General features: G+C 60.0%; 23 protein-coding genes and 4 pseudogenes. 9 read left to right on the plus strand and 18 right to left on the minus strand.

Annotation, left to right across the window (positions count from 1 at the left end):
- The 7 genes and pseudogenes from ACVMB1_RS26775 to ACVMB1_RS26805 all read right to left on the minus strand — a co-directional run bounded on the left by ACVMB1_RS26775 (position 1) and on the right by ACVMB1_RS26805 (position 8012).
- A complete protein-coding gene (locus ACVMB1_RS26775) occupies positions 1–321 on the minus strand; it encodes a hypothetical protein (protein WP_229158068.1) in 321 nt (106 codons plus the stop codon).
- 53 nt (positions 322–374) lie between these two features.
- Positions 375–2900, minus strand: a complete 2526-nt coding sequence (locus ACVMB1_RS26780) for an excinuclease ABC subunit UvrA (RefSeq protein ID WP_141342595.1) — start codon at positions 2898–2900, stop codon at positions 375–377.
- A gap of 261 nt (positions 2901–3161) precedes the next feature.
- Positions 3162–4132: pseudogene (locus ACVMB1_RS26785) on the minus strand (ATP-dependent DNA ligase).
- Positions 4133–4410: 278 nt separating this feature from the next.
- On the minus strand, positions 4411–4596 hold the full coding sequence (locus ACVMB1_RS26790) for a cupin domain-containing protein (protein ID WP_076829427.1): 186 nt from the start codon (positions 4594–4596) through the stop codon (positions 4411–4413).
- Between the two features lie 34 nt (positions 4597–4630).
- Positions 4631–4900 (minus strand): cupin domain-containing protein, encoded by a 270-nt coding sequence (locus ACVMB1_RS26795; protein WP_253625470.1) that lies wholly within the window; start codon positions 4898–4900, stop codon positions 4631–4633.
- 345 nt (positions 4901–5245) lie between these two features.
- Positions 5246–6364, minus strand: coding sequence for an NAD(P)/FAD-dependent oxidoreductase (locus tag ACVMB1_RS26800; RefSeq protein WP_076829431.1), 1119 nt, complete (start codon positions 6362–6364; stop codon positions 5246–5248).
- A 142-nt stretch (positions 6365–6506) separates the two neighbouring features.
- Entirely contained in the window at positions 6507–8012 is a 1506-nt protein-coding gene (locus ACVMB1_RS26805) for an FAD-dependent oxidoreductase (protein WP_076829533.1), read from the minus strand.
- Positions 8013–8179: 167 nt separating this feature from the next.
- Here ACVMB1_RS26805 and ACVMB1_RS26810 point away from each other — a divergent pair, with 167 nt between their 5' ends.
- The 4 genes and pseudogenes from ACVMB1_RS26810 to ACVMB1_RS26825 all read left to right on the plus strand — a co-directional run bounded on the left by ACVMB1_RS26810 (position 8180) and on the right by ACVMB1_RS26825 (position 10984).
- Complete coding sequence (locus ACVMB1_RS26810) at positions 8180–8695, plus strand: YciE/YciF ferroxidase family protein (protein ID WP_076829434.1); 516 nt, start codon at positions 8180–8182, stop codon at positions 8693–8695.
- A gap of 124 nt (positions 8696–8819) precedes the next feature.
- Positions 8820–9281, plus strand: a complete 462-nt coding sequence (locus tag ACVMB1_RS26815; RefSeq protein ID WP_246786723.1) for an inorganic diphosphatase — start codon at positions 8820–8822, stop codon at positions 9279–9281.
- A gap of 457 nt (positions 9282–9738) precedes the next feature.
- A pseudogene (locus tag ACVMB1_RS26820) lies at positions 9739–9936 on the plus strand (DUF6496 domain-containing protein); the annotation flags it as partial.
- A 487-nt stretch (positions 9937–10423) separates the two neighbouring features.
- The gene (locus ACVMB1_RS26825; protein WP_076829442.1) at positions 10424–10984 is read left to right on the plus strand and encodes a DUF4142 domain-containing protein; all 561 of its coding nucleotides are present in this window, start codon (positions 10424–10426) and stop codon (positions 10982–10984) included.
- Between the two features lie 146 nt (positions 10985–11130).
- On the opposite strand, the gene ACVMB1_RS26830 is transcribed toward ACVMB1_RS26825, so the two are convergent.
- From ACVMB1_RS26830 to ACVMB1_RS26860, 7 genes and pseudogenes are all read right to left on the minus strand, one after another.
- The gene (locus ACVMB1_RS26830) at positions 11131–11256 is read right to left on the minus strand and encodes a hypothetical protein (RefSeq protein WP_256521279.1); all 126 of its coding nucleotides are present in this window, start codon (positions 11254–11256) and stop codon (positions 11131–11133) included.
- A gap of 747 nt (positions 11257–12003) precedes the next feature.
- Positions 12004–12558, minus strand: a complete 555-nt coding sequence (locus ACVMB1_RS26835; protein WP_076829445.1) for a hypothetical protein — start codon at positions 12556–12558, stop codon at positions 12004–12006.
- Between the two features lie 22 nt (positions 12559–12580).
- On the minus strand, positions 12581–12742 hold the full coding sequence (locus tag ACVMB1_RS26840) for a DUF2934 domain-containing protein (protein WP_075968978.1): 162 nt from the start codon (positions 12740–12742) through the stop codon (positions 12581–12583).
- Positions 12743–13123: 381 nt separating this feature from the next.
- Positions 13124–14193: pseudogene (locus ACVMB1_RS26845) on the minus strand (ROK family protein).
- 306 nt (positions 14194–14499) lie between these two features.
- Positions 14500–14976 carry a DUF3147 family protein gene (locus tag ACVMB1_RS26850; RefSeq protein ID WP_076829448.1) on the minus strand — a complete coding sequence of 159 codons (477 nt, stop codon included), beginning with the start codon at positions 14974–14976 and terminating at the stop codon, positions 14500–14502.
- A complete protein-coding gene (locus ACVMB1_RS26855; RefSeq protein ID WP_076829450.1) occupies positions 14973–15320 on the minus strand; it encodes a DUF3147 family protein in 348 nt (115 codons plus the stop codon). Before ACVMB1_RS26855 ends, ACVMB1_RS26850 begins: the two co-directional genes overlap by 4 nt.
- On the minus strand, positions 15317–15922 hold the full coding sequence (locus ACVMB1_RS26860; protein ID WP_076829536.1) for a cupin domain-containing protein: 606 nt from the start codon (positions 15920–15922) through the stop codon (positions 15317–15319). Before ACVMB1_RS26860 ends, ACVMB1_RS26855 begins: the two co-directional genes overlap by 4 nt.
- 798 nt (positions 15923–16720) lie before the next feature.
- Here ACVMB1_RS26860 and ACVMB1_RS26865 point away from each other — a divergent pair.
- Entirely contained in the window at positions 16721–17989 is a 1269-nt protein-coding gene (locus tag ACVMB1_RS26865) for a DUF892 family protein (protein WP_076829453.1), read from the plus strand.
- 271 nt (positions 17990–18260) lie between these two features.
- Here the strand turns inward: ACVMB1_RS26865 and ACVMB1_RS26870 are convergent, their stop codons facing one another.
- From ACVMB1_RS26870 to ACVMB1_RS26885, 4 genes are all read right to left on the minus strand, one after another.
- Positions 18261–18464 carry a hypothetical protein gene (locus ACVMB1_RS26870; protein WP_076829540.1) on the minus strand — a complete coding sequence of 68 codons (204 nt, stop codon included), beginning with the start codon at positions 18462–18464 and terminating at the stop codon, positions 18261–18263.
- Positions 18465–18731: 267 nt separating this feature from the next.
- On the minus strand, positions 18732–18887 hold the full coding sequence (locus ACVMB1_RS26875; RefSeq protein WP_194295374.1) for a hypothetical protein: 156 nt from the start codon (positions 18885–18887) through the stop codon (positions 18732–18734).
- A gap of 72 nt (positions 18888–18959) precedes the next feature.
- Positions 18960–19187 (minus strand): hypothetical protein, encoded by a 228-nt coding sequence (locus tag ACVMB1_RS26880; protein ID WP_233475235.1) that lies wholly within the window; start codon positions 19185–19187, stop codon positions 18960–18962.
- A 505-nt stretch (positions 19188–19692) separates the two neighbouring features.
- Positions 19693–19920 (minus strand): hypothetical protein, encoded by a 228-nt coding sequence (locus ACVMB1_RS26885; protein ID WP_076829459.1) that lies wholly within the window; start codon positions 19918–19920, stop codon positions 19693–19695.
- A 237-nt stretch (positions 19921–20157) separates the two neighbouring features.
- On the opposite strand from ACVMB1_RS26885, the gene ACVMB1_RS26890 reads away from it, so the two are divergent.
- The 4 genes and pseudogenes from ACVMB1_RS26890 to ACVMB1_RS26905 form a co-directional block, all read left to right on the plus strand.
- Positions 20158–21552, plus strand: a complete 1395-nt coding sequence (locus tag ACVMB1_RS26890) for a carbohydrate porin (RefSeq protein WP_076829462.1) — start codon at positions 20158–20160, stop codon at positions 21550–21552.
- Between the two features lie 184 nt (positions 21553–21736).
- Complete coding sequence (locus ACVMB1_RS26895; protein WP_158074208.1) at positions 21737–21877, plus strand: hypothetical protein; 141 nt, start codon at positions 21737–21739, stop codon at positions 21875–21877.
- 563 nt (positions 21878–22440) lie between these two features.
- The gene (locus tag ACVMB1_RS26900) at positions 22441–22755 is read left to right on the plus strand and encodes a hypothetical protein (protein ID WP_158074209.1); all 315 of its coding nucleotides are present in this window, start codon (positions 22441–22443) and stop codon (positions 22753–22755) included.
- A gap of 375 nt (positions 22756–23130) precedes the next feature.
- Positions 23131–23280: pseudogene (locus tag ACVMB1_RS26905) on the plus strand (GTPase); the annotation flags it as partial.
- Between the last annotated feature and the right edge of the window lie 44 nt (positions 23281–23324).

Genomic DNA, 23324 nt, shown 5'->3' on the forward strand with positions numbered 1-23324 from the left:
TTACTTCGTCCGGACGGCCTTAGCACCAACGGATTTCAGCGCGTCCGCGACGCGCTTCGGATCGTCGCCATGGAAGTCGACGGATACTTCGATCGGGCCCTCAAGCTTCTCGCCCGGCTTCGGCTTTACCTTCACGTCGGCGAGCGCGGGTCGATCGCCGGATGTATTGTCGGCGCCCATCGGCTGCACCACGTCGGTTCTCTGGACTCCGCACTCCTGCACAACGTGCTCGACCGCGAGTTCTGCCGCGCGGCGAGTATCGAATTCGGCGACGAGGATGCCTTCCATGCGTGTCTCTTTCGGGCAGGCGATGGCAAACAACCAACTGCGTCCCCCGGTGTTCCTATGGGGGCTGGCGGCCTTCGATGAACTAGTTAGAGCGCTCGCTTCAAATATTCTGCTGTCCGGCTCCCGGAGGCAGCAACTTGATCCGGTCGTCCGGACGCCACGATGCGGCCTCCTTCGTTTCCAGCGCCAGGGCCGACTTCTACGATCCAGTCGCTCTCCGCTGCAACAGACATATCATGCTCGACCAGAACGACGGTGTTGCCAGCCTCGACGAGCCCTTGCAGTTGATTGCCGAGCTTTGTGACATCGGACGGATGCAGTCCCGTCGTCGGCTCGTCGAGCACATATAATGTGCCGCCACGATGGGCGCGCTGGAGCTCGGTGGCGAGTTTGACGCGTTGCGCCTCTCCTCCTGAAAGTTCGGTGGCCGACTGGCCAAGTCTAATGTAACCGAGCCCGACCTCACGCAGAACGCCCAAAGAGCGCGAAAGAACGTCATCGTCTTTAAAGAACTCGAAAGCCGCGTCGACGGTCATCGCCAGCACATCGGCGATCGACTTGTCCCGTATCTTGATCTCGAGCGTTCTCGCGTTATAGCGAGCGCCCCGGCACGTCGGACACGGAGTATAGACGCTCGGAAGGAACAGCAGCTCTACGCATACATACCCTTCGCCCTCGCAGGTTTCGCAACGGCCCCTGGCCACATTGAACGAAAATCTGCCCGCGTCGTAGCGCCTGGCACGCGCCTGCTTCGTCCCGGCGAACAGTTTACGCACGTGATCGAGCAAGCCGGTGTAAGTCGCCAAATTGGACCGCGGGGTCCGGCCGATCGGCTTCTGATCGACCACAACGAGACGTTTAACGCGATCCAACCCTTCCGTAATTTCCCCACTCAGCGTACGCACGGTCTCCTGCAGCTCAGCTTCGTCCAGATCGGATTTGCGTTGCTGACCTAGGTTCTCCGCGATCGCCTCGACGAGAAACTGGCTGATGAGAGTGGATTTGCCCGAGCCGGACACGCCGGTCACACATGTAAGGACGCCGAGAGGGAGGTCGGCATCGAGACGGCTCAGGTTATTCCGCGTCACGTTCCGCAGCTTCAGCCAGCTGCTCGGCCGACGGATCTTGCGTGGTGCCCTCGCGGCATCTTCGAACAGATACCTTCGTGTTTGGGACGCCTCGACTTTGGCCAAACCGGCAAGGCGCCCGCTGTAGAGTATCCGACCGCCCTGGTCCCCGGCAGCGGGCCCAACGTCGACGATCCAGTCGGCCTCGCGCACCACATCGAGCTCGTGTTCAACGACAAAGAGCGAATTTCCCGATGCCTTCAGGCGCCCGAGTGCCCGCAAGAGCGCCTGAGTGTCTGCCGGGTGCAGGCCAGCGGAGGGCTCGTCCAGTACGTAGACGACCCCGAACAGGTTCGATCGGACCTGCGTCGCGAGACGCAGACGCTGCAGTTCGCCCGGCGATAACGTCGGCGTGCTGCGCTCTAAGGTGAGATAACCGAGGCCTAGCTCAAGCAGAACTTCGAGACGCCCGACGAGATCCTCGACGATTCTCTGAACAACAAGCGCCTTTTCGGGATGATCGTCGGTACCGTCTTTCTTGCTTCCATCAATATACGGTTTGATAAGCTCGTCGAGCTTGGCCAACGGCAGGCGAGACATCTCGGCAATGTCCATTCCTGCGAATTTGACCGAAAGTGCTTCTGCTTTTAGCCGCTTCCCACCGCAGACCGGGCAATCATCGCTCGACAGAAACTGCGCTACACGCCGCTTCATCATGACGCTCTGCGTGGTGGCATATGTCTGAAGCACGTACCGGCGGGCGCCGGTGAAGGTGCCCATATAGCTGGGCTCCTCCTTGCGCTTCAGGGCTTTTCGCGTCTCGGCTGGCGTGTATCCCGCATACACCGGTACGGTTGGCTGCTCGTCCGTGAAGAGAATCCAGTCACGATCTTTCTTCGAAAGCTCGCGCCACGGCCTATCGACGTCATACCCCAAGGTGACGAGAATGTCCCGGAGATTCTGGCCCTGCCAAGCCGAAGGCCAGGCCGCAATGGCGCGCTCACGGATCGTCAAAGTGTCGTCGGGTACCAGACTTCGTTCGACGACCTGATGAATTCGCCCGATGCCGTGACAGTTCGGACAGGCGCCTTCCGGCGTGTTGGGCGAGAAGGACTCCGCGTAAAGCAAGGCCTGCCCGCGTAGATATGTGCCCGCCCGCGAATACAGTATGCGCAAGAGGTTGGAGAGCGTCGTGACGCTTCCCACCGACGACCTGGTTGTCGGCGATCCGCGCTGCTGCTGAAGAGCGACGGCTGGCGGCAATCCTTCGACTGCGTCGACGTCGGGCACCTGCATCTGATGGAATAGCCGACGTGCGTAAGGTGATACGGATTCGAGATAACGACGTTGAGCCTCCGCGTATAACGTCCCAAACGCTAAGGAGGACTTGCCGGATCCGGACACGCCTGTGAAGACCACGAGCTCATTGCGCGGGATGTCCAGCGAAACGTTCCGGAGGTTATGCTCCCGCGCTCCGCGGACGCGGACGAAACCGTCGGCAATCGCGGAAGTCAGTTCTTCACTTCTATCGGCTTTCTCGAACATCGAGAGGTAAAAGCCCGGCTGCATCTCGTGGTTCCCGAGGGCACCCGGTCGAGTCGCCCGGGGCGCGTTAACGAAGGAACCATGAAGGAACACCCTTGTTGCGTCTGATACGGCAAAGTCCTTGAGACGACCGAAGAATGGCCAAGAGAGATGTGCTACGGCTGGGGCCACCTGGCGCCAATACGATTCACATCTGCGTCGACCCAAGTATCCGTCAGGCTGGCTCGATCGCCCTCATGAGGTCCCGCGCGATCTTTTGCTTCATCTGTTGGTGCACTGGTTCGCCTTCTTGTCGGACCTCCATCTAAGGATGGTCGTGCCGTGCCGAAAGCGGCCACCGGTGAAGTGATCGTAGGACACTTCGACAACGTATTTCGGCTTCACCGCCTGCCATTCGGACGACCGTCTCGTCGACCATCGGCTTGGTCCGCCTGGCGCGTTGCCAGTGAAGCTTTTGGTCGCCGCAATCATCTCGAGTCTTTCGGTCAGCGCCGGCTTGTCCTTTGCCTTGATGGCTGACGAAAAGCCGACGTGGTGCAGGAGGCCATCTAATCTGCATCGTAAAGCCCCAGCAGCAATGAGGCGACAGCTTTGCGGCCGGCCTGCAGCTTCTCGCCGTAGCGAAAGCCTCCAATGACGCAATCAGCGCAGCGATATCGCTTGATCTTCTGCATGCCCTCGCGCTTCCCGGTCTGGTACGGAAGATCGAGCCGCTTCGCGACCACGCCGTCACTTCCGCCGCCGGCCGACTGCAGCCACCGCTCGGCATCCCCGAACTTCGTGCTGGCCGGCGATAGCCGAAATAGCGGCGCGCTCGAAAAACTGCGGCCAGCAAGCTTTTCCAACTGAAGTCGCCGTCGGGACAACGGTTGGTCGGCCAACTTTTTGTCGCCCAGCTCCAGCAGATCGAAAGCGAGAAATAGGGCCGGCGTGTCCCGGGACAGCTTCTGAACGCGGCTAGCGGCCGGATGGATGCGCTGCAGGAGGTCATTGAACGAAAATTGCCCGCCAATCTCGACGACGAGCTCGCCGTCAAGCACAAGCCTCTGCTCGCGCAAATCGCGGGCTGCGGCGACGATCTCCGGGAAGTATCGGGCGAGATCCCGGCCGGACTTCGAGCGCATGGACACCGCGTCCCGGTCCCGCGCCAGCAGGCAACGAAATCCGTCCCATTTGGGTTCATATTGCCACTCCTTTCCGACTGGAATGGCATCGACAGAACGTGCCTCCATCGCCTCCATACGGACACCACGCGGCGGCATTTCGACCTCCTGCTCGATGATTGGTCGCGGGAATACTATCGTGCGCGCCACTTTGGCGGTCAGGAGCCGCGCCAGGACGTCACCCGTAACTTTCAAATGCGCTTCGACGAGCGCGCGGGGAAGCCATTGGTTAAGCGAGATGTCGACATACCGGTTCGACCTGACATCTCCAGAAACCGCAGCGGGCGGTCTCCCGTGTTGTCGATGTAGTGCCCATCGCGAACGCGGCGTGTGGGCGAGCCAGTCGGTTAGTAGGAAAGTGTTTTCTTCCGAGAACGCACCATCGTCGAAGACGAGCAGAAACTCGCACCCTTCACGTCGCTGTTGATTCCTTGGATCGAGTGCGGGATTCCCGCCGGAAAATAGAAACATCGTCCGCGAATGTTCGAGCCGGCCTCGTCGACCGCGGTGATCCGCGCCTTGCCTCGAAGCATGTACGACCATTCGGCTTGTTTGTGCCAATGCAGTTCAGACGCCCCCTGCCTCCAGTCTCATGTTGACTCCTGACACGTCCTTTGCGATCGGCAGTTCTCGGATCGTCGTCTCGCGGGTCCACCCGCTCTTTTCGATCCTGACGTGACTGTCAGCGAACGACCATTTCAGATTGGGCATCGAGCCGTGATCGGTTTCCGGCGGGCGGATGGTGAAGGGCTCCTGAACTTCCCGCGCAGGCTTGCGAGAGCCCGAGATGTGGGCCCCTTTGCCGTCTCGTTTAGGCTCCGGCGGATCTTTAGCCATGACCATTCTTGATCGATCGTTGTCGGTCCTTCCAGAACGGCCTCGGGTCCCCTTCGTTGCTAGAGCACCGCGTACGGCCACAGCGTTCGCAGTAGGAACGGTTCCGCCGCCGGTCCATTGCCCAGATTGAAGGAGCAGGGAATGGCGGATCAGGTGCGGCGCGGAGCGATGAAGCGCAATCCAGCACAGACGTTTCGGAAGGCGTGAGACCGCCCGCACGGTGCGGCAAAGGAAAGAAGGGCAGCCGCCGGGCCAGGTGCTCGCATTTCTGCGTGATGTGGTGCGAGAGGCTCCGCTGCCCTCGGTGCTCGTCGCCTTCATGCTGGGCTGCCTGATCGCGCGTCGTTAGCCGGGAATATCGCGATCAATCGCAAGATCATCGAACAGGGGCGAAGAACCTCCGGCAAGCATCGCCGCCAGAAGTTCCGCCGCGAGGAAGCTGAAGGTAATGCCGTTGCCGCCATAGCCAAAGGCGGCGAAGATATTCTTGGAGCCGGGCACCCTGCCGATCAACGGCAAGCCGTCATGGGTGGTATCGAAGGCGCCCGACCAGCCGAACGCCACATCTTCCGATGCATGCGGCCAAAGCGCCTTCAGATAATCTTTGAGCGCCCTCACCTTGGCAGGCGTGGCGTCATCACGAGCGTCAGGCTCGATGAGCGTACGGTCATCTTCGCCACCAAGGATGATGCGGCCATCAGCGGTGGTCCGCGCATAGTGATAGTTCCGGCTCGCTTCCCAGATGAGCGCCTGTTCGGGCCACAGATGGCCTGGCTGCCGCCGGCTCGCGATGACCCAGCTGGAAGCTGGTTGCTGCGCCGTGGGCCGCACAATATCCGGCATCACATAGCCGGTCGCGAGCACAACCTGGCGCGCCTCGATCGAAAGTCCGTTCTCAAGGCCGACGGTGACTCTCTGGGCCGTGCTGTCGTAGGCAACCGCGTTGGCCTTGAGAAGGCGGGCACCGCGTTGCAGGGAGATATCAAGCAGGCCATGTGTGAGCAGCACAGGATCGGCATCAGCCGCGTCCCTTGACAAAAGGGCGCCCGCCCGCGCGATGCCGAAGCGCTTCAGCAGCGCGGCGTGATCGAGATAGAGGGACGGCAGATCGGCGCGGCTCCTCAGCGCATATTCATCCTGAACAAGGTTCGGACTGTCATCGACGACGAGATAGAGCGAGAGACGCCGTCGCATCTGGCAGGCAATTCCATGCTGCCTAACCAGGGACGGCAGGCCTTGCGCGGCATGGTGGCTGGCCCGATAGCAGCGAACGGCCTTCTCGAAACCATAGAGCTGCGCGAGTTCGAACAGCGGCCGGTCGATTTCCCAGAGCAGCATGGCGGTGCTGGCCACCGTGCTGCCGAGACTGGGAAGCTCGCGATCGATGACGACCACCTGGCGGCCTTGCCGTGTCAGGCGCTCGGCCATCAGCGCACCGGTGATGCCGGCGCCGATGATCAACACCTCGCACCGAAAGCTGTCAACGATCGGCTCAATTGGCAGCGGCCGTAGGACGGCCCACGGTGTGCGCGGGCTACGCAGATCGCCCTGCTCGATGTCCTCGTCCTTGAAGATGGAACGCTCCCTGAGCCTTGACCGGATCTCGCTAGACCTTTACCGGGCGCAAAGCCGACACGGCCGGAGCATTGATCGGCCGTCCGTTGGGCGCAAAGATCGAACCGTGGCACGGACAATCCCAGCAGCTCTCGAAGCTGTTCCAGTGCAGATGACAGCCAATATGCGTGCAACTGGCCGAATGAAGATGCAGTTCGCCAGCCTTGTCCTTGTAGGCTGCGATCTTTTCGAGTCCCCGCCGCAGAATGGCGCCCTCACCCGGCTGAAGCTCTTCGAGCGAAGCGATTTCACCCGGCGCCACATATTCCGCGAGGTTTTGCAGGATCGTCATGTTCTCGCGCAGGAAATTCCGCGCCGCTGCGAGCGGCTTGCGATCCGGCGCATAGACGGACTTCCACGGATGATCTTCGCCCAGAATGAGGGCTGTGTTCAGCATCGCGCCCATCACACCATGGGTCAGGCCCTGGCCTGAATCGCCCATTGCAAGGTAAATGCGCTGGCTGCCGGGCTCGCGGCCGATGAAGCCGGCATAGTCGATCGTGTCGAGAACCTGACCCGACCAGCGATGGGTTAGGCGGTCCAAAGCCGGGATCAATTCACGCGCCCAGTTCTCCAGCCGAGCAAAGCGCTGGTCGGCATCGTTGGCCTCACCGCTTTTATGGTCTTCGCCGCCGACCAGCACGAAATCAACCTCCTCGGGGCCCGTTTGCAACCGCACATAATGGTAGGGATCTTCGGTGTCCCAATAGAGCGCGTCGGGCAGTTCGCCCCGCGCGATGGCAAAGGCGAGCACGTAAGTGCGGTAAGGAGCAACCTTGGTATGCAGTTGAAAGCGGTCGGCGATTGATGCGTTGGTCGCGATGACAGCATGCGCGGCCGTGATCTGCCCCTGTGAGGTTCGCAGCGTGACGCCGCCGTCATGTTCGGCGACTTCCTCGACCGGGCTGTTGGCAAAGAAACGGACGCTGCCGCTTGCGCAAGCGGCAGCAAGTCCGGCGAGATATTTGAGGGGATGGAATTTTGCCTGGCGCGGATAGCGCAAGACGTGCCGGCTCTCGCAGCCCTTGAGCGGCACGCCGACCAGCCGGTGCACCGGTGCGCCGACCTCGCGCACCGCTTCCAGCTCCTCATCGAATATGTCGGCCGGCATGCCATTGCCTTGAAAAAGATAACCGTCAAGACGGAGAAAGTCGCAGGCAATTTTCTCGCTTGTCTGGATTTCCTCGACGCGATCCACGGCGGCGGCCTGACTTTCGTAGAACAGCTTGGCGGCCTCGGCGCGGCGCAGCTTCCTGAATTCGCTCATCAAATCATCGCAGAGCGGCGCAAGATGCGCCGAAGTGCGCGCCGTCATGCCGCTTGCGATACCCTTGCGGTCGATGACGATGACCGAGCGGCCGCGCTTCATCAATTCGTACGCCGTCGACAGTCCGGCGATGCCCGAACCAACCACGGCGACATCGCATTGCACATCGCCTTTGAGGGCACCCGCCTCCGGCAGGATTTCGGTCTCCATCCAGAGCGAGGTGCTGACCATGTTGAACTCCACCCAAAGAGGCAAAACGCGGCCTGTTTGCGCGAGTTCCTGCGGACGCACGAGGCGCCCCCACCATCATAATCTTCCCGGCCGGCTGCGGCGTTCACGCCCAGGAACCAGCACGGCGAGCATGCGTTCCCCCCGCTTTAGGAGCGAGGAGCGGCGTCATGGGACTATTCACCAAAGACATCAAGACGATGGATGATCTTCTGCTGCATGGCTTGCAGGACATCTATTATGCCGAGCAGCAGATCACCAAGGCCCTGCCGAAAATGATCGACAAAGCCAACAACCGGGATCTGGCCACGGGCCTCAAGAGCCATCTCGAGGAGACCAACAAGCAGATCGAGCGTCTCGAAAAGGTGTTCGAGAAACTCGGCCAATCGCCAAGCGGCACGCAATGCCCAGCCATCGACGGGATCATCAAGGAAGCCGACGAGACGGCCGGCGAGATCGAGGACAAGACGGTGCTGGATGCGGCGCTCGTCGCCAACGCGCAGGCCGTCGAGCACTACGAGATATGCCGCTACGGCACCTTGATCGCCTGGGCGGAGGAGCTCGGCCACGACGATATCGTGCGCTTCCTTACCACGAACCTAAACGAAGAGAAGGCCGCGAACGCCAAGCTCAATACGGTTGCGTTGCGCAAGGGCGTCAACAAGAAGGCCTCCACCTCCGCCTGATTCCCGGCAGGGCTCGGCGGATCGATTTCCGTCGGGCCCGCTGCTCCTTTCGAGGCCCGAGTCGTCCGCCATGACCAATCTGACAAAACTACCGAGTTGGGCCGACCATAACAACATCTTCGCCGTGGTCGAGACGCCGCGCGGCAGTTCGTGCAAGCTCGATTTCGATCCGAAGCTTGGCGTTTTTGCCTTGGCGAAGCCACTGATGGCCGGCCTGACCTATCCCTACGACTGGGGGTTCATTCCCTCGACCAAGGCCGAGGATGGCGATCCGCTGGATGTGCTGATCTTGCATGACGCGCAGACCTATCCGGGCGTCGTGCTGCGCTGCCGTCCCATCGGCATTCTCGAAGTCGAACAGAAGAAAAAGGGCAAGACGGAGCGCAACGATCGGGTGTTTGCGGTGCCTGATAGATCACCGCTCGAAACTGATCTCAAGGATATCCGCGATCTTCCCACCCATGCACGCGATGACCTCGAACAGTTCTTTCGAGCAACGAATGCGCTGGAGAACAAGGAGCTGAAGTTTCTCGGCTGGCATGGTCCCAGCCGTGCGGCCAAGACCATCAAACGGCTGGCCCGCTGAATCGGGCTCGAAATAGGAGGTGAACCCTTGGGACGAACCATCGTGTGGCTACCCTGATCCCTTGGTTGATGCAGCAACAATTTCCGGGAGTATTTGCCGTTCAAGCTGACGGGCTGTCGCCTCCGCCGACCATCCAATCCTCGATACCTTCTTCATCTTCCTCGGTGCTAAGCCGCCAACCGCGTCGGCCGGCTTGGTCGGATGGCTGGTGCTTGAGCCGAATTCTGGTGCGGCGCATCGATCGAGGTTCTCCAACCTATCAAGCGTGAAACATCTGACAGCGTTCCTATGAGGACACCGCATTCGGTATATCCTCTAACGGATGCTCGGAATGGTGCGTTGGAACTTGCCAGCGCCATCTAGATTGTCGATGCGGTGGATGGGAAAGCCGACAGCGCGGAAGTCATGCTTCTGGCAGTTCAACTAGCAGCGTCTTTTAGTGGAAAGTGAAGAACCCATGGCAAAAAAAGCCAAGAAGAAGCGTCGCTACTCGAAGAGCTCGGGCTCGGACGTCAAGAGCGAGATGCGACGGTACAAGAAGGGGACGGCCAAAAGTGGCCGTGGCGGAAAGGGCGGCAAGGTAAAAAGCAAGAAGCAGGCGATCGCGATCGGACTTTCCAAGGCCCGCAAAAAAGGCAAGAAAGTCCCCAAGAAAAAGAAGTAATGGAGCCGATGTACAGGTCGCTGCGTAGTGACGCGTATACCTCCGCCACGTTTACCGGCACTCGGCTTAAAACTTCAGGGTAGTGCGTAGGCCAACCACCACCTCGCCTTTGACGATAGCTTGGCCAAGAACGGGGCGGGAATCAGCGAAAAGCGCAAATGCGACGGCTACTGCGTCCAGTTCCGCCTCAACCGCAAGGAGGTCTACACCCGCAACAGGCTCGTTTGGTCACGGGATCGTTCCACCGCCCGAGCGGTCGAAGATGCCGCAAGACCGATTACTTGAGGCCGCTGCTATCTGGCGGGTCTCCTGTTGCGGCCGGTCGCCACTACGACGTCTTGATCGCCTGGATGGAAAGCTCAGCCACACGATATCGTTCGATCCCTCGCCGCCAAATTCGACGAGCAGACCGCGACTAAGCTCAACTAACGCCTCGCAAGGGCGTCAATTGCAAGACCGCAAACTGATGGAGATACACATGAGACGCACTATAATAGCAATCGCGTGCATTTTGCTGGCGACACCGGTCATGGCGCAATCCGTCAGCGAAAAGACCGGGGTCAATTCCGTGCTCGGGGTCAGCCCCTCGACGGTGGATTTTGTCAAGCAGGTCGCGATATCGGACATGTTTGAAATCGAGTCTAACAAGCTCGCACAGCAGAAGGGAAATGCAGCGGAGAAAACTTTCGCTTCCCAGATGGTAACGGACCACACCAAAACCAGCACCGAGCTGAAGGGACTTGTCACCAGTGGCAAGGTGAAAGCCGAATTGCCCAGCGCTCTCGATTCATCGCACCAAAGCAAGCTCGACAAGCTGAAGGGTGCCAACGGTAACGACTTCAGCTCGGAGTTCAATTCGATGCAGGTCAGCGCTCATAAGGATGCCGTCGACCTGTTCGAGCGCTATGCCAAGGGCGGCGATAACGCGGATCTGAAGAATTGGGCCGGCAAAACCCTGCCGGTGCTTAAGCATCATCTTGAGATGGCGCAGGATCTCGACAAGAAGCCCGCGCCTACGGTCGGCGAGGGCAAGAAATAGCGGAAGGACGGAGCCGTTGCGAGGCGGCTCCTTTCCCCTTTTGCTGCCGCTGGCGGTTGGCCGCCCGGTCTGGGATTCGGCAATGCACCCAGATTCCGTCGACCCGGCAGAAATCGCAGTCGACGTTTTCGAGTTCCAGGATAGCTTCAGCGGTCAATCGCGGTCATGACGCTTTGGTAGTAAGGCGCACATTCCTCGCCGCGCGCGCCCACGAGCTCCTTGGAATAGTCGTCCAGCGCTGTGGCGAGATGCGCGGTCGTGCGCGCCGTCATGGCGGTGTCGATCCAGCACGATCACGGAGCGCCCACGGCTTGCAAGCTCCACGCCACCGGCAGCCCAGCAATGCCAGAACCGACCACGACCACGTCCGCCCGGTCGGATCCCGACAGGCTAGCAACTTCGACCACCGGGACATTCATCCAGAGCGATTGCGTATATTCATCTCGCACGCAGAGTTCTTGGCCAATTACGGAGGCGCGCCTGAGCAACGGGCGCTTTGGCGGCCTAACAGGTATCCCCTCCTATCCGCTCGACCATCCCGGAGGCCTGCTCGCTCCCCGGCAACTACTGCAAGCTGGCATGCCACCGCGAGCGGAGCATCCTGGCGAGCTCGGCACTGCCATCACGCTTCAAAACACCTCAAGTTAAGGTTTAGCTATCATCAGCCAGAGTATAGCGGCCACCGCCATGAACACTGGAATGCCGAAGGCAAACCACAGCCAGCAGATTCGGTGAGACGAGAGATACAGCACCATCGACCACGATCCATCCTTCCCAGAAGGAGTAACCGACGTGCAGCACAAGCAGCGAGCCTGTTGACGGGCTGTGCAACGACAGCGGTGGTTGTGAAGATACAATCCGCGCCTCGTTGAGATCGTGCCAGGACACCTAATGTCGGCGATTCTACTCATCGAAAGGACCGAATGGCCGTGCGAGGAAAGCCAGCCACAATAGCGGACCTTAAAAGTCCTGTCGCTCCGATGACGGCAACCTTCATTGATGGTGCTCCGCGTTCGGAGCTAAGCCCTCTTCCGCGACCGTAAGCCTCGAACGAATTCCTCCATATAGGGAAGGACTTCAAACAGCAGGACCGCGAATAGAAACGCCGCCACATACGTCCATGGTAATGGCTCTCGCTTCAGGGCGAGTTCGTAACGTGCGGGCCCAGAACCCAGTCCCCAAAGGCTGAGGAATTGCGGCCAGTTTAAGATGATGACGATCACCATCGCCATGAGAGGCATCAGCTCGAGAAAACTATGGACCTGCTGTTCGATGGGCGTGATGTTCCGCTTATGGCTGGCGAATGTTGTATCCCAGAGGGCTGTCAGCTGGTGCGTAACAAAGCCCACGATCATAGCCGCAATAATAAGAGCGTTGATTTCAAAAAAAATCGCCGCCAGCAATGGTATCGCAAGTTCGATCAACATCAACAGATGAAGTAGGGTTTCCTTATAGCCGCTTGTCGTCTCAATCCGAGATGCGCGATGGCAAAGATAATCAGCAAACCCCGCCAATAACCAAAGGGGCAGCACAAAGTACAGCAATACAGTTTCGGCTGCTGCGGAATGAGACATCCGGTTAGCGCTTCTTCTCTGCTTACAGGCTATCTGGAGTGCGGAGGGGAGATGACTTGTCCTCGTTTCGCAACTCCTGCTCCGCCAACCGCCAGAATTCTTCCTCCCTGCCTTCGGGCTTGCCGCTCCGCTCCCATATCTCGTAGGCGCGCTTCTCGATTTCCTTTTCGGTCGGTTGGGTCACCACGTGCCTCCTTCAACTCTGTAGGGATCGTGGGCTGGGTTTCCGCTAATCACGGCCTCTTCGACGGTTAGTCGGCAGCGACACGCTCGGCCGCCGCTATCACAGCAGTCATTTCCACTCGCTAGCGCGATCCCTCCTTCCGGTGATAAACCCGCGAAGTCAGCGAGGTTCCTCCGTTGAAACCTTGCCCTATGAGCGGCAAAAAGTCGCCCTTGGCCGAACGAAATCGCGGTGGTGACCGCCGCCTATGCCAGTTCAGGAAGGAAATTTCAGCTGCCTCCTGAGATGCCGATCTTGGTCTCCCCCAAAAACGCGTTTCACAACCCAGCCAACGATCGGCCCTCATTTTACCGGATATCGAGCCATCTTCTTCCCATAACCTCAGCGTTCGCCTTTGCCATTGCGGTTGGTAAAGCGGGCGTTGCCGAGACCGGTGCCGATCGTCAGCACGCCCCAACGCTTCACGTCTTGCATGAAGGGGACTCAGAAAGTCCCTGCACGACCCCATCGTTGTGCATGATGACCGCGGTGTCGTTCTCCCCGATCTGCGGGATCGCCTGGACGAGACTTGCGGGTACATTGAACTTGCTGCTCTCCCAGTTGCCGGGCAAGTTCTGCGCGCCCTTCTCGATCGAGCCGTCGCTCTTGATAACGCCTGGGCATGCGATGCCGATGAATGGCGCGAGCTTGAATCCCTCGTCTTCCGCCTTCGCGATCAGTTCTTTGAGCATCTTGACAAGGCGCCTCACAGCGTTCTCACGCGACGGCTCGTCGTCGGCATGACGCCATAGCTCGAACTGCCACACGCACGCCTTGGAGAGGTTCGGCGCCTTCTTGCGTCGCGTTTCCACGACGCCGCAGCGGATGTTCGTGCCTCCGATGTCCACGGCAAGGATGGAGTCGTGCGCTTCGAATATCCAGGATGGAGCGAGATATAGCGCGCCGATAAGGCCGGCGTCGTCCGGATGAGAATGGATCGGGAGCATCTCGACCTTATAGTTGTCCGCCTTCAGGAGGATGTCGGCCCGGGCGATGGCGAGTTCGCCGAGGCGGCTGTCCCGAAAACCGCCGCCCACTACGATGCGCTCGGTTTTTTCCCGGGCCTTGGCTTTTAGGAACTGCCGCGTTACGCGGGCGAGCTCCTGTGCAAAGTCCTCGATGGCGCTGTGGACGACAACGGAGGCTTCGGGATCGTCGCCGCCAAGGACGGCGTCGAGCTCCTTTTTGCTGATATCTTCGGAAAGCTCCTTCCCGAAGGGATCTTCGCCAAATTTGCGCAGCGGCTTTCGCCATTTTTCGAGAGTTTCCCGGAAGGCGCCCTTGCTGGCACGGTCCCCCAGGAATTCGTCCTCATCTTTAAGTTCGAGGTTGAAACTGTCGATCTCGACCCACGGGAGGCGAGAGGCGCCGTGTGCGGCTATGCCGGTGGTCTTGGTCGTATCGTCGGCCATTCTAAACCTTGCACAAGCCGCGGGCAGCAACTGGACTGCTTTGCATTCAACCCGCGCCGATAACCGCAGTTCCTCTGGTCTCCCTTGTGCACGATCTTGGGACGAACCGTGCTGCATTTCGCCGGCCCTCAAATGCCCCAATAGGACCTCAAGTGCCTCAACAGGAGTCGCGTCAGCCCGTGTACTGCTGGGAAATCAATATCTGGGCGGGTGACGGTGCCGATATGAATGCCCGGAAGGTAGCTCGGCCATGACGAGATCAAACTTCCTCATTGCGAACTAATGAAGAAAAGATCGCCAGCCCGTCTATCGCGTTCGCGAATTCGTGGAGCCGCTGGGCTCTTTCACGGTCCGCGTCGATCTCATTTTCCGGCGCACGTACCAAGCCGCTACCGCGATAGTCAACCAGGCGAGGGAGGCGCCGACGAAGACGGCGGGGATGTTGCCGCGTGGGATTAGCATCGAGAAACCAACCGCGAAGGCCAGCATGCCCAGCGCGCCGAGCGCAGCGCCAGCGGCATCGACGGCGGCCGCCATTTGCCCGCGGCGCTTGCCGGCGAGACCCGCTTCGCGCTTGCGGCGAATTTCATGCTTCTCAATCAGCGTTGCGCTCGCGCAGAATATGGCTGGAAGGGCAAGAAAAACGCCACCGATGACTGCTCCATAGCGACTGCTGATGAGGCCGGTATAGACGGTCGCAGCGCCGCCAAGCACGAAGCGAATCAGATATTCGTACCAGCGGCCTTCCTTGAGAGATGACGTTGAAAAGCGGATGGGGCTCACGTCTGACCTCCAGCGAAAACCAGCAGCCCGAAAGCGGCGACCAGCCAAATGACGAGTGACAGCAAGGTCGCCGTCACCGCTCGCAGCTTTGCGCGGACAAGCAGATGGCAGGCGACGACACCGTAGATGGCGAGCGCAACAGCTCCCGCAATCATCGCCTGAGCTTGCAAGGCGGCGTAATTGACCCCGTGCTGATACACCGCGATCCCAAGCGTCGCGAGCGCGACCGAGGGTGCTGCTCCGAACAGGCCGGCGAAGCTCTTTGGACGCAGGAGATCTCCCAGCATTGCGAAGGCCGATACGACGGCGCCCCCGAGGACGAAGCGGATGACGTACTCGGTCATTTCGCTTTCTTCCAGAGCTTCGAGAGCGGCCCGCCGGCCCCATAGACCGGATCCTTACGCGGCACCGAAACTTTCGGAATGGCTTTCAGCGCCCGCTGACGGTCTTCGACGCTCGTGCACTCGTCGTATGTACCGGTCGGCGGGTATGCCCCGATGACGAGGAACTCATCGCCCGCGGAAAGGCACTGATGGCCTGTGCCGGCGGGAAGAACCGCGATGTCCCCAGCCTTCAGGGTGAAGATCTTCCCTTTGTTGCCGCCGAACCGAACGCGGCCCTTGCCGCGCGCGATGCCGAGCACCTCATGGATCCTGGAGTGATAATGCACGTAATCGTAGATGCCATCCCGCCAGCTATCTCCCCATCCGTTCGCTTCAAATAGGTCCTCGATCACGGCTGCGGCGTCCAGGCCCTCGTCGAAAGCGACCGCGTTTCGATACAGTATAAGCGGCCATCGCGGGTGATTTGGAATGAGACCGTCGTCCTTAAAGCGAACCGTAACAGGCTTTCGCGCTCGCGCGAGATCCACAGCCTTCCGCTTGCCGGGGCGCTTCAGACCGGTTGCGCGCTCCATGTATCCCTTCAGGTCTTCAAGAGTCGGCATGATCATCCTCCTTTGAAATTCCGTTCGAGTAGCCGGTCCAAAGCCGGAGGACCCGTTCGAGAATCGCCCCGAGTGCGAAGCCGGCAACGACATCGCTCGCCCAATGCGCCAGGATCGCAATGCGAGTGAGCGACAGCCCGACCGCAATCGCGCGGATCGCCCGCCGGGGACCAGCCGGCAACCCGCTGGCCGCCGGTGCCAGTCCATGTGCAGCGCGTGGCCTGAGGGAAACGCATCTTTTCGTTTGCCGGAAAGCGGGACGCCATGCATATGCCCAATCACCGTCGGACGATCCGGCCGAGTTTGGTCGAATACGAGTTTTAAATCATGGGGCAGCAGCGACGCAGTGACCGTCACTGGCAGAGCATGGTTTCCTGCGCGCCGCAGCGGCACCCCACAACCGCGCGAGGCAAGCCGGCCGACGGCTGTCAGGACCAGAAGAAGCTTCTCATCTGCGCCCCAGGTCTGGGCGCGGGCCACCTGCTCCGGGGCCGGCGCAGTGCTGCGGGCGATTGAATGTGCCACCGCGACATCCGCTCTGGTCGGTCTAACATTCACCGGAAAGCTTGGACTGCGGCCAAGGCGCCTTGCTGACAAGCTAGCGATCTTGAACATGTCTCAACGATCGGAAAGGTAAGTACCTCCCCAACGCTCAACGTGCCGTCGAGGTCCTCCCCCGGCTTTCCAAACAAGGAAAGTCGGCGGTTCGGCGTCCGGGCAGGAATCCTCCGTCCGATAGGAACAAACGATCCTGGCTTCCGTTCGGGATGATCTCCCCTCTCATTGCAAGGCCTTTCGATGTACCACCATGTCAAGAAGCTGATGTTCACTGTCCGCGTCGATGAACCAGACCCTCGTTTTGGCAACATGCTTCTTGAACAGTTCGGTGGTGCCAACGGCGAACTCGCTGCCGCGATGCAATATTCAATACAGGGGCTCAACTGCGAGGATCCGGATCGCAAGGACCTGCTGATGGATATTGGCACCGAGGAACTGAGTCACCTCGAAGTCGTGGGGACACTCGCCCGGATGCACCTCAAGCCGGCGAAGTTCGATCGCCAGGCCGCCGAAGCCGATCCCCTGATTGCGATTGCTGGTGGCGGCGGCGTGAACCTGTTCAATTCCCAGGGCAATGCGTGGACGGCCGACTACCTGAAGATAACGGGCGAGCTCGACGTCGATCTGCGCAGCAACATCGCCGCCGAAGCGCGGGCCAAGATCGTCTATGAACGCCTAATCAATTTCTGCGACGACGCCGGTACCAAGGACGCGCTGCAGTTCCTGATGACTCGGGAAATCACACACATGAGAGCGTTCGCGCTGGCGCTCGAGAGCATGGCCAAGCCCGCTTTCAGCATCGGCCGCATCGCCCCGACACCGGGACTGGTCGACCAGTTCTTCAACGACTCCACCGGGGCCGGCGACCACGGCGAGATCGACGCCCGCGGTCCGTGGAACGAGGGCAATGGCTGGGTCTTCACGGAATCGCCAGCGATCCAGGCTGACCCCGGCACGTCCGCCGCGATCGTCGCGGAAAGTTCGCCGCCAGAAGACCAAGCCGGGCTTGGCGACTTGTTGATCGATGAGCTCCGCGACATCCTGCATGCCGAAAAGCAACTCACCAAGACGCTTCCGAAGATGGCCGAGGCAGCTCGCTTCGATCAGTTGCGAGAGCTGTTTGAGCAACATCTCGTCGAGACCGAAAACCAGGTGGAGCGCATCAATGAATGCTTCGAGTTGCTCGGCAAGACCGTCCGAGCGAAGCCTTGCAAGGGCATGATGGGGCTTATCGAGGAAGGCCAGGAAATCATGGCTGAAGGAGAGGAAAAGGAAGACGCGGCCGCGGACCTCGCCTTAATCGGAGCTGCACAGCGTGTGGAGCACTATGAAATCTCGGCTTACACCACGGCGAAGAATCTCGCCCAGCAGCTACGCCACAGTGCAGTCGTCGCGCTGTTGTCGAAGTCACTTGCGGAGGAGGAGAATTCTGATCAGTTGCTAAACCAAGTCGCTCGATCTCTGATGTCGGTAGCCAAAATGCCAGCCGCGATCGAACAGGCCGAATAACGCCGGCTGGCGGGGCCGCAAGTGCTCAGGGCCCGAAGGACCGCAAGACCAGCAGTTCCTGTCAGATACCGGAATGAGAGCGCTGCGCCAATACCTCGGTCATCTTTTGGGTATTCAGTATCCCAATATGATGGCACTTCGCCGGATTTTCGGCCAACATATGAATTGGATCCAGGATGAAAGAGGCCGCCAACTGAGGCGGCCTCTACGACATCCGCAGCCAAATCAACGCGAACTCTCAGGCCAGCAGCTAAAGCCACGTTGACGTAGGTCAAGCTAGGTGGACGGCTGGAGTCCGGGAGGGGAGCCACTCGCTCATGTGAGCGCCAGTCTCAGCCTGTCGGGCCTTCTTCAACAGCTCTTCTTTCTCGATACCTGGTGGAAGCCCGCTGGCTTCGTCGCGCAGGCTCTTGGCCTCTTCTGTCAACCGCACTTCTAGAGAATGCTCTTGTTTGAAACGACGCCGCTTTTGCATGCGTTGCTCCACTGCCATTAGCGATGCTCTGTTAATTTTGGACAGAAGGCGCGTTCCTCTCGGAAATTGTTCACCAATTATCGCTAGTTCGAGGCCTCCGAGTCGGGCTGCCCTGTGCCCTCGGCTTTGCTTCTAGCTTCGAACGCCTCTTGCTCCGACTGCGGGCGTCTCCGGAGTAGGCCTAGCCAGCCCTGCGCCACACGGAGACGATCATCGTCCGAGATCGCTTTGTCAGCTTGCCGCGCGCTGACTGGCGGCAGCGCCGGTTCATTCGCTGCTCGGTCCGGCAACATGTCGCGGCTCGAGCAAGCTCAGCGCGGTGTCGATCTTCGCGAGCAGCTTCTCGATTTCGTCACGCTCTTCCGGAGCAGGATCGCCCAGCGCATTTAGCCGCTCGACAGTATCCAGATCGCTGATCGACAACGCCAGGCGTCGGCATCCCTGCGCCTCCGCGAGCCAAACTCGTCTTCCAACCGGCGGGTTGCAAAAAAGCGCTCAACCGCCCTTCAGCGCGTCCTTGACTTGCGTCGCAGGCCAGCTGTCGCCCACGGGCCTCGCGCGCACCTTTGCGCCACTACCGACCAGGACATGAGACGCAACTTCGTCGTCTGCATCGAGAACCATCAGGTCCGTCTCGGGCTCCCAGTTCAGCGTCAAGTCGAGATCGCCCGGAAAGATCTGCCATCTCGAGCCGTCATCGAGCTCGACGATGTGGCTTTGCAAGTGCGCGCGTATCTTCATGATTCAAACGGCATGCGGCTGCTGTGGGGGGCGTTCGACGGACGTGGAGCGTCGCAGCCGGCCATCCTCGCCATGGCCGCACTTGGCGCATCTCAGCCGAACGTCCTGATGGGAATAGGGGGCGTCCGGGCCCGCCGCCATAGGCCAAGCGCCGCAGTTGGGGCACTTCACCAAAAGGGTATCGGTTTCGATCATCGGCGGCTCCGTAGCTGCGCCCCATTCGAGGGTCAACGTACGGCGGTTGGCGTGGTTGCCTGGCTTCGTCCGCTGCCCGTCCGAAAAGGGCGCCGGCCCGGCAGAAAAGCGACTCGCCTGACATGACCGGACGGGCCGCTTCGTGATCATCGTAGTTTGATCAGTGTATGTGAATCAGCCAATAGCCGGCGCCGCCGATCACGGTGACGGCGGGAACGGCCCACAACAGAAATACAGGCATCGTTCATCCTCCTTGTCCTTCCGACCGGCCCGAACCATGGCCGACGGATCATCACTGTTCGGTGCAGACCTTGGTGGTCTTCACGGCGGATTCGGCTTCCGTCTTGGTCTTATAGACGCCGTCGCCAACGACCGTCGTGGTGGTAGTTGTCGGCTTTGTGTCGACGACCGTGCATTTCTTAGTCGCGGCATCGCGCACGATGTAGAATTCGGCGGCGCTCGCAGCCTGCGCACCGAGCACAAAAGCGGCAAGGGCGCCGCAGACGATCAGCTTATTCATCTCACTCTCCTCCATTTCTGGCCCCACTCACGAACGGCAGCGTCAAGGCAAAGTTCCGATTGCTCCCGGGGTTGCCGTTTTCAGCCGGCTCGCCTCTCGCGCTGCCGCAAAAATCACGGGCTTGGAAAATCACCTGGGCGGAACCGGCCAACGGGCGCGCCCTCTTGAGTTTGCTATTCGACCGTGTCCCAATGTGCCCCTGTCTTGCGGACTCCTCGCTATGCGGTTCGATTGAACATGGTCGTTAGATGCCTGACGCTGACGGTCCTTGTTGCGGGGCTTCTCGCCGGCACCCACGCTTTCGCGCAGGAAGACAAGAAGACCGACGAAGACAAGCCTGCCGATCCGGACACCGGCGAGAGCACCATCGAGGAGAAGACGCTTGGACTTCTGCCGAACCCGTTTCAAAAATACGGGATCAAATTCGCCGCGACCTACATCGGCGAGACGCTCGGAAATTTCTCCGGCGGGCTGAAGCAGGGAGCGATCTATGAAGGCCGGCTGAACCTTGCCGTCGATGTCGACCTGCAGAAGCTCGCCGGCATCGACAAGCTTACCTTCCACGCCAATATGTTCCAGATTCACGGTGCGGGACTGTCGCGCAACTATCTCGACAATCTCTTCGTCGTCAGCGGCATCGAGGCATTGCCGTCGACGCGACTTTACGAAGCCTACTTCGAGAAGCAGTGGGGTAACAAAAAGGTCTCCCTGAAGTTCGGGCAGCTCGCCGCCGATAGCGAGTTCTTCAACACGAAATATACAGATGTCTTCACCAACGCATCGATGGGGTGGCCGGCAATCACATCTCTCGACCTGCCCAGCGGCGGTCCGTCGCCGCCGTTGGCGGCAATGGGCACCCGGCTGCTGGTCAACATCACGGATCAGCTATCCATTCTTGGCGGCGTCTTCGACGGCAACCAGGCGGGTCCGGGCCCAGGCGATCCACAACAACGCAACCGATATGGCGTCAACTTCCGGATTAACGATCCGCCCCTTCTGCTGGGCCAAATCCAGTACTCCTGGAACAACACGAAGGGCGATCCCAATCTGACGGGCCAGATCAAGTTCGGCGGGTGGCGTCACCTCGGGCCATTCTCCGATCTTCAACTCGCCAGCAACGGCGTTTCGCTTGCGGCGCCGGCCAGCAGCGGCACTCCCCTGATGTTGACAGGCGATGTCGGCGGATGGGCAGTCTTCGAGCAGCAGATTTATCGCGTGCCCAAAAGCGATGATCGGGGAATCGGCGTTTTCGCTCGCATCTCCGGCGCTCCCGCGGACCGCAATCTGATTGATCTCTACGCTGACGCCGGACTCGAGTTCATCGGCCTCAGCGACAAACGACCAGACGACAAATTCGGCATCGCTGCTGGCTACGCCCACGTCTCGAGGCGGGCTCAGGCACTGGACGTCGACTATCGCGTACTCTTTGGTCCGACATGGCCGGTGCGCAGCTTCGAAGGACTGTTGACGGCGGTGTATCAATATCAGTTACGGGACGGCTGGACCCTGCAGCCAAATTTCCAATACATCATTCATCCCGGGGGCGGAGCAACGGACCCGGCGGGGCCGATCCCGGGCCGAGCGCTCAAGAACGCAACAGTCTTCGGCCTGCGCACGACTTTGAAATTCTAGGAGGCAGATTCCGCCGTTAATCGACGAAAATAGCTAGACGATCATACGGCTCCAAAGGGCGTAACGCACGAGAGCGTGGATGCGATCGACGCGGTTCGCATCGTTGGCAATATTGGCGCCCACATGGAAAAGGACGTGAATCTAATCGTCGACATCGAGCCCGGCGAGGCTCAGATGTTGTGACTTGATCGAGATGCTTTTTGATGAAAAGCATAAGCGAGAAATGCGGCTGGCGGAAATCAAAGCGCTCAGCGCTAACAAGGCGAATGAACTGGCCGCGGCAAAGGCGGCGGCTCCAAATGCGGCTAATCCGGAGGCCACCTAAGTCGCGTAAAGCTCCAATCCGATTTACTTCACGCCGGAATCGCGCTTGTTTCGCTTATAAAGCTCCTGGTCAACGGCGCTAGCTTGGAACAACGCGGGTGCAGCACCCATGCTCAGGCTGAAGCCGGGTGCGTGAGGGATGAGCGGAAACGCATGTGCGAGAGCGTCTGTGCAACCCGCTTGGGTGAACTCGCAGCTTATTGTCGCTGGCGGCGGATGTCCCCCAGTGACCAGACATGATGATTGCGACTTCTTGAAGTAGTGCGTTCGCTGCCCGTTCATTGTGGCGGCGCCGGTACCGCATGGCTTGTAGAACGTTCCAACCTGCGTCTGAAGCTGTCGCTCCGCGTAGTAGTCAACTTCATAGTCTCGGCTCGCGCCTGCCTTTGCTTGTGTCCCGACTACGATTCCGACCATTGCGATACCGAGGAAAAAGAATCTCATGAACGATCTCCCAATACACGAGCCACTTGACGCATTCGGTTGTGTTCAACAACTCACTCTATCGCGTCGGGAGCGTTCTGTCGCTGTATTTCACGGGTCGGCCTCGCGCGGGATAAGTCAGTGATCCATTTGGATCACGACGGACGGGCCTTCGATGCCCATAATGTCTGGACTGCTGGATTCGTCCACTCTGAACAATTTTTGCTCTTTGGGCTTGGCTTGGCCACTTCGTTCAATCATCGCCATCGGCAATTTCTGGAGCACCTTCGGGGCGGTGAATGGGTCCCCGCTGTCGATCTGCCAGATCAGGCAAAGTTGAAGCTGACCTTACTTCGCCATCAGTGGATTGAGATTCGAGAAGCTGACGGAAAGGTCAGCTATCGCATTACTGCTGGCGGGCTTGCGGAGATGAGCAAGCCTACCAGGGTTCGCTAAACAAGCCCCCGCTCGGCTGCCATGCGCCGCGCCCCAACCTCCAGATAGAGTCGCGCCGCCCTGAATGCCGATTCTCGGTCCGGTCCATCCGGCAACTGCTGGAAGCGCGCCCTGCGCCATTCTTCAGCCAGGCAAAGACCCGTTCGGGTGATGGCCTAGAGAAGTAGCCCCAGCGCGGGGGCGTCGCTGGAGCTCGGCTCCGTCGTTGTCGGAATGCCGCGGGGGGCAGTGCGCGCGCTGATCGTGGCGCCGCCGCGCACCGGCAAAACGGTGTTGATGCAGAACATCGCGCACTCCATCACCGCCAATCAACGCTGATTGGGAAACAGCGGCGTGAGGTTGTCGAAATTGACCTTGTGCTTCGACTTGTCCGGAGGCAAGCGGTTGCGCGACGGCCTGGTGGTCGCGATCGCCGGTCCGCCGAATGTCGGCAAATCAACCCTGATCAATCAGCTCGCCAAGCGCGAGGTCGCGATCGTCTCGCCGCATGCCGGCACGACCCGCGATGTGATCGAGGTGCAGCTCCGCCGATGACCCAACCGCCGAATGAGGACCTGTTCCTGTGCTCC

Source organism: Bradyrhizobium sp. USDA 4504 (assembly GCF_054063995.1).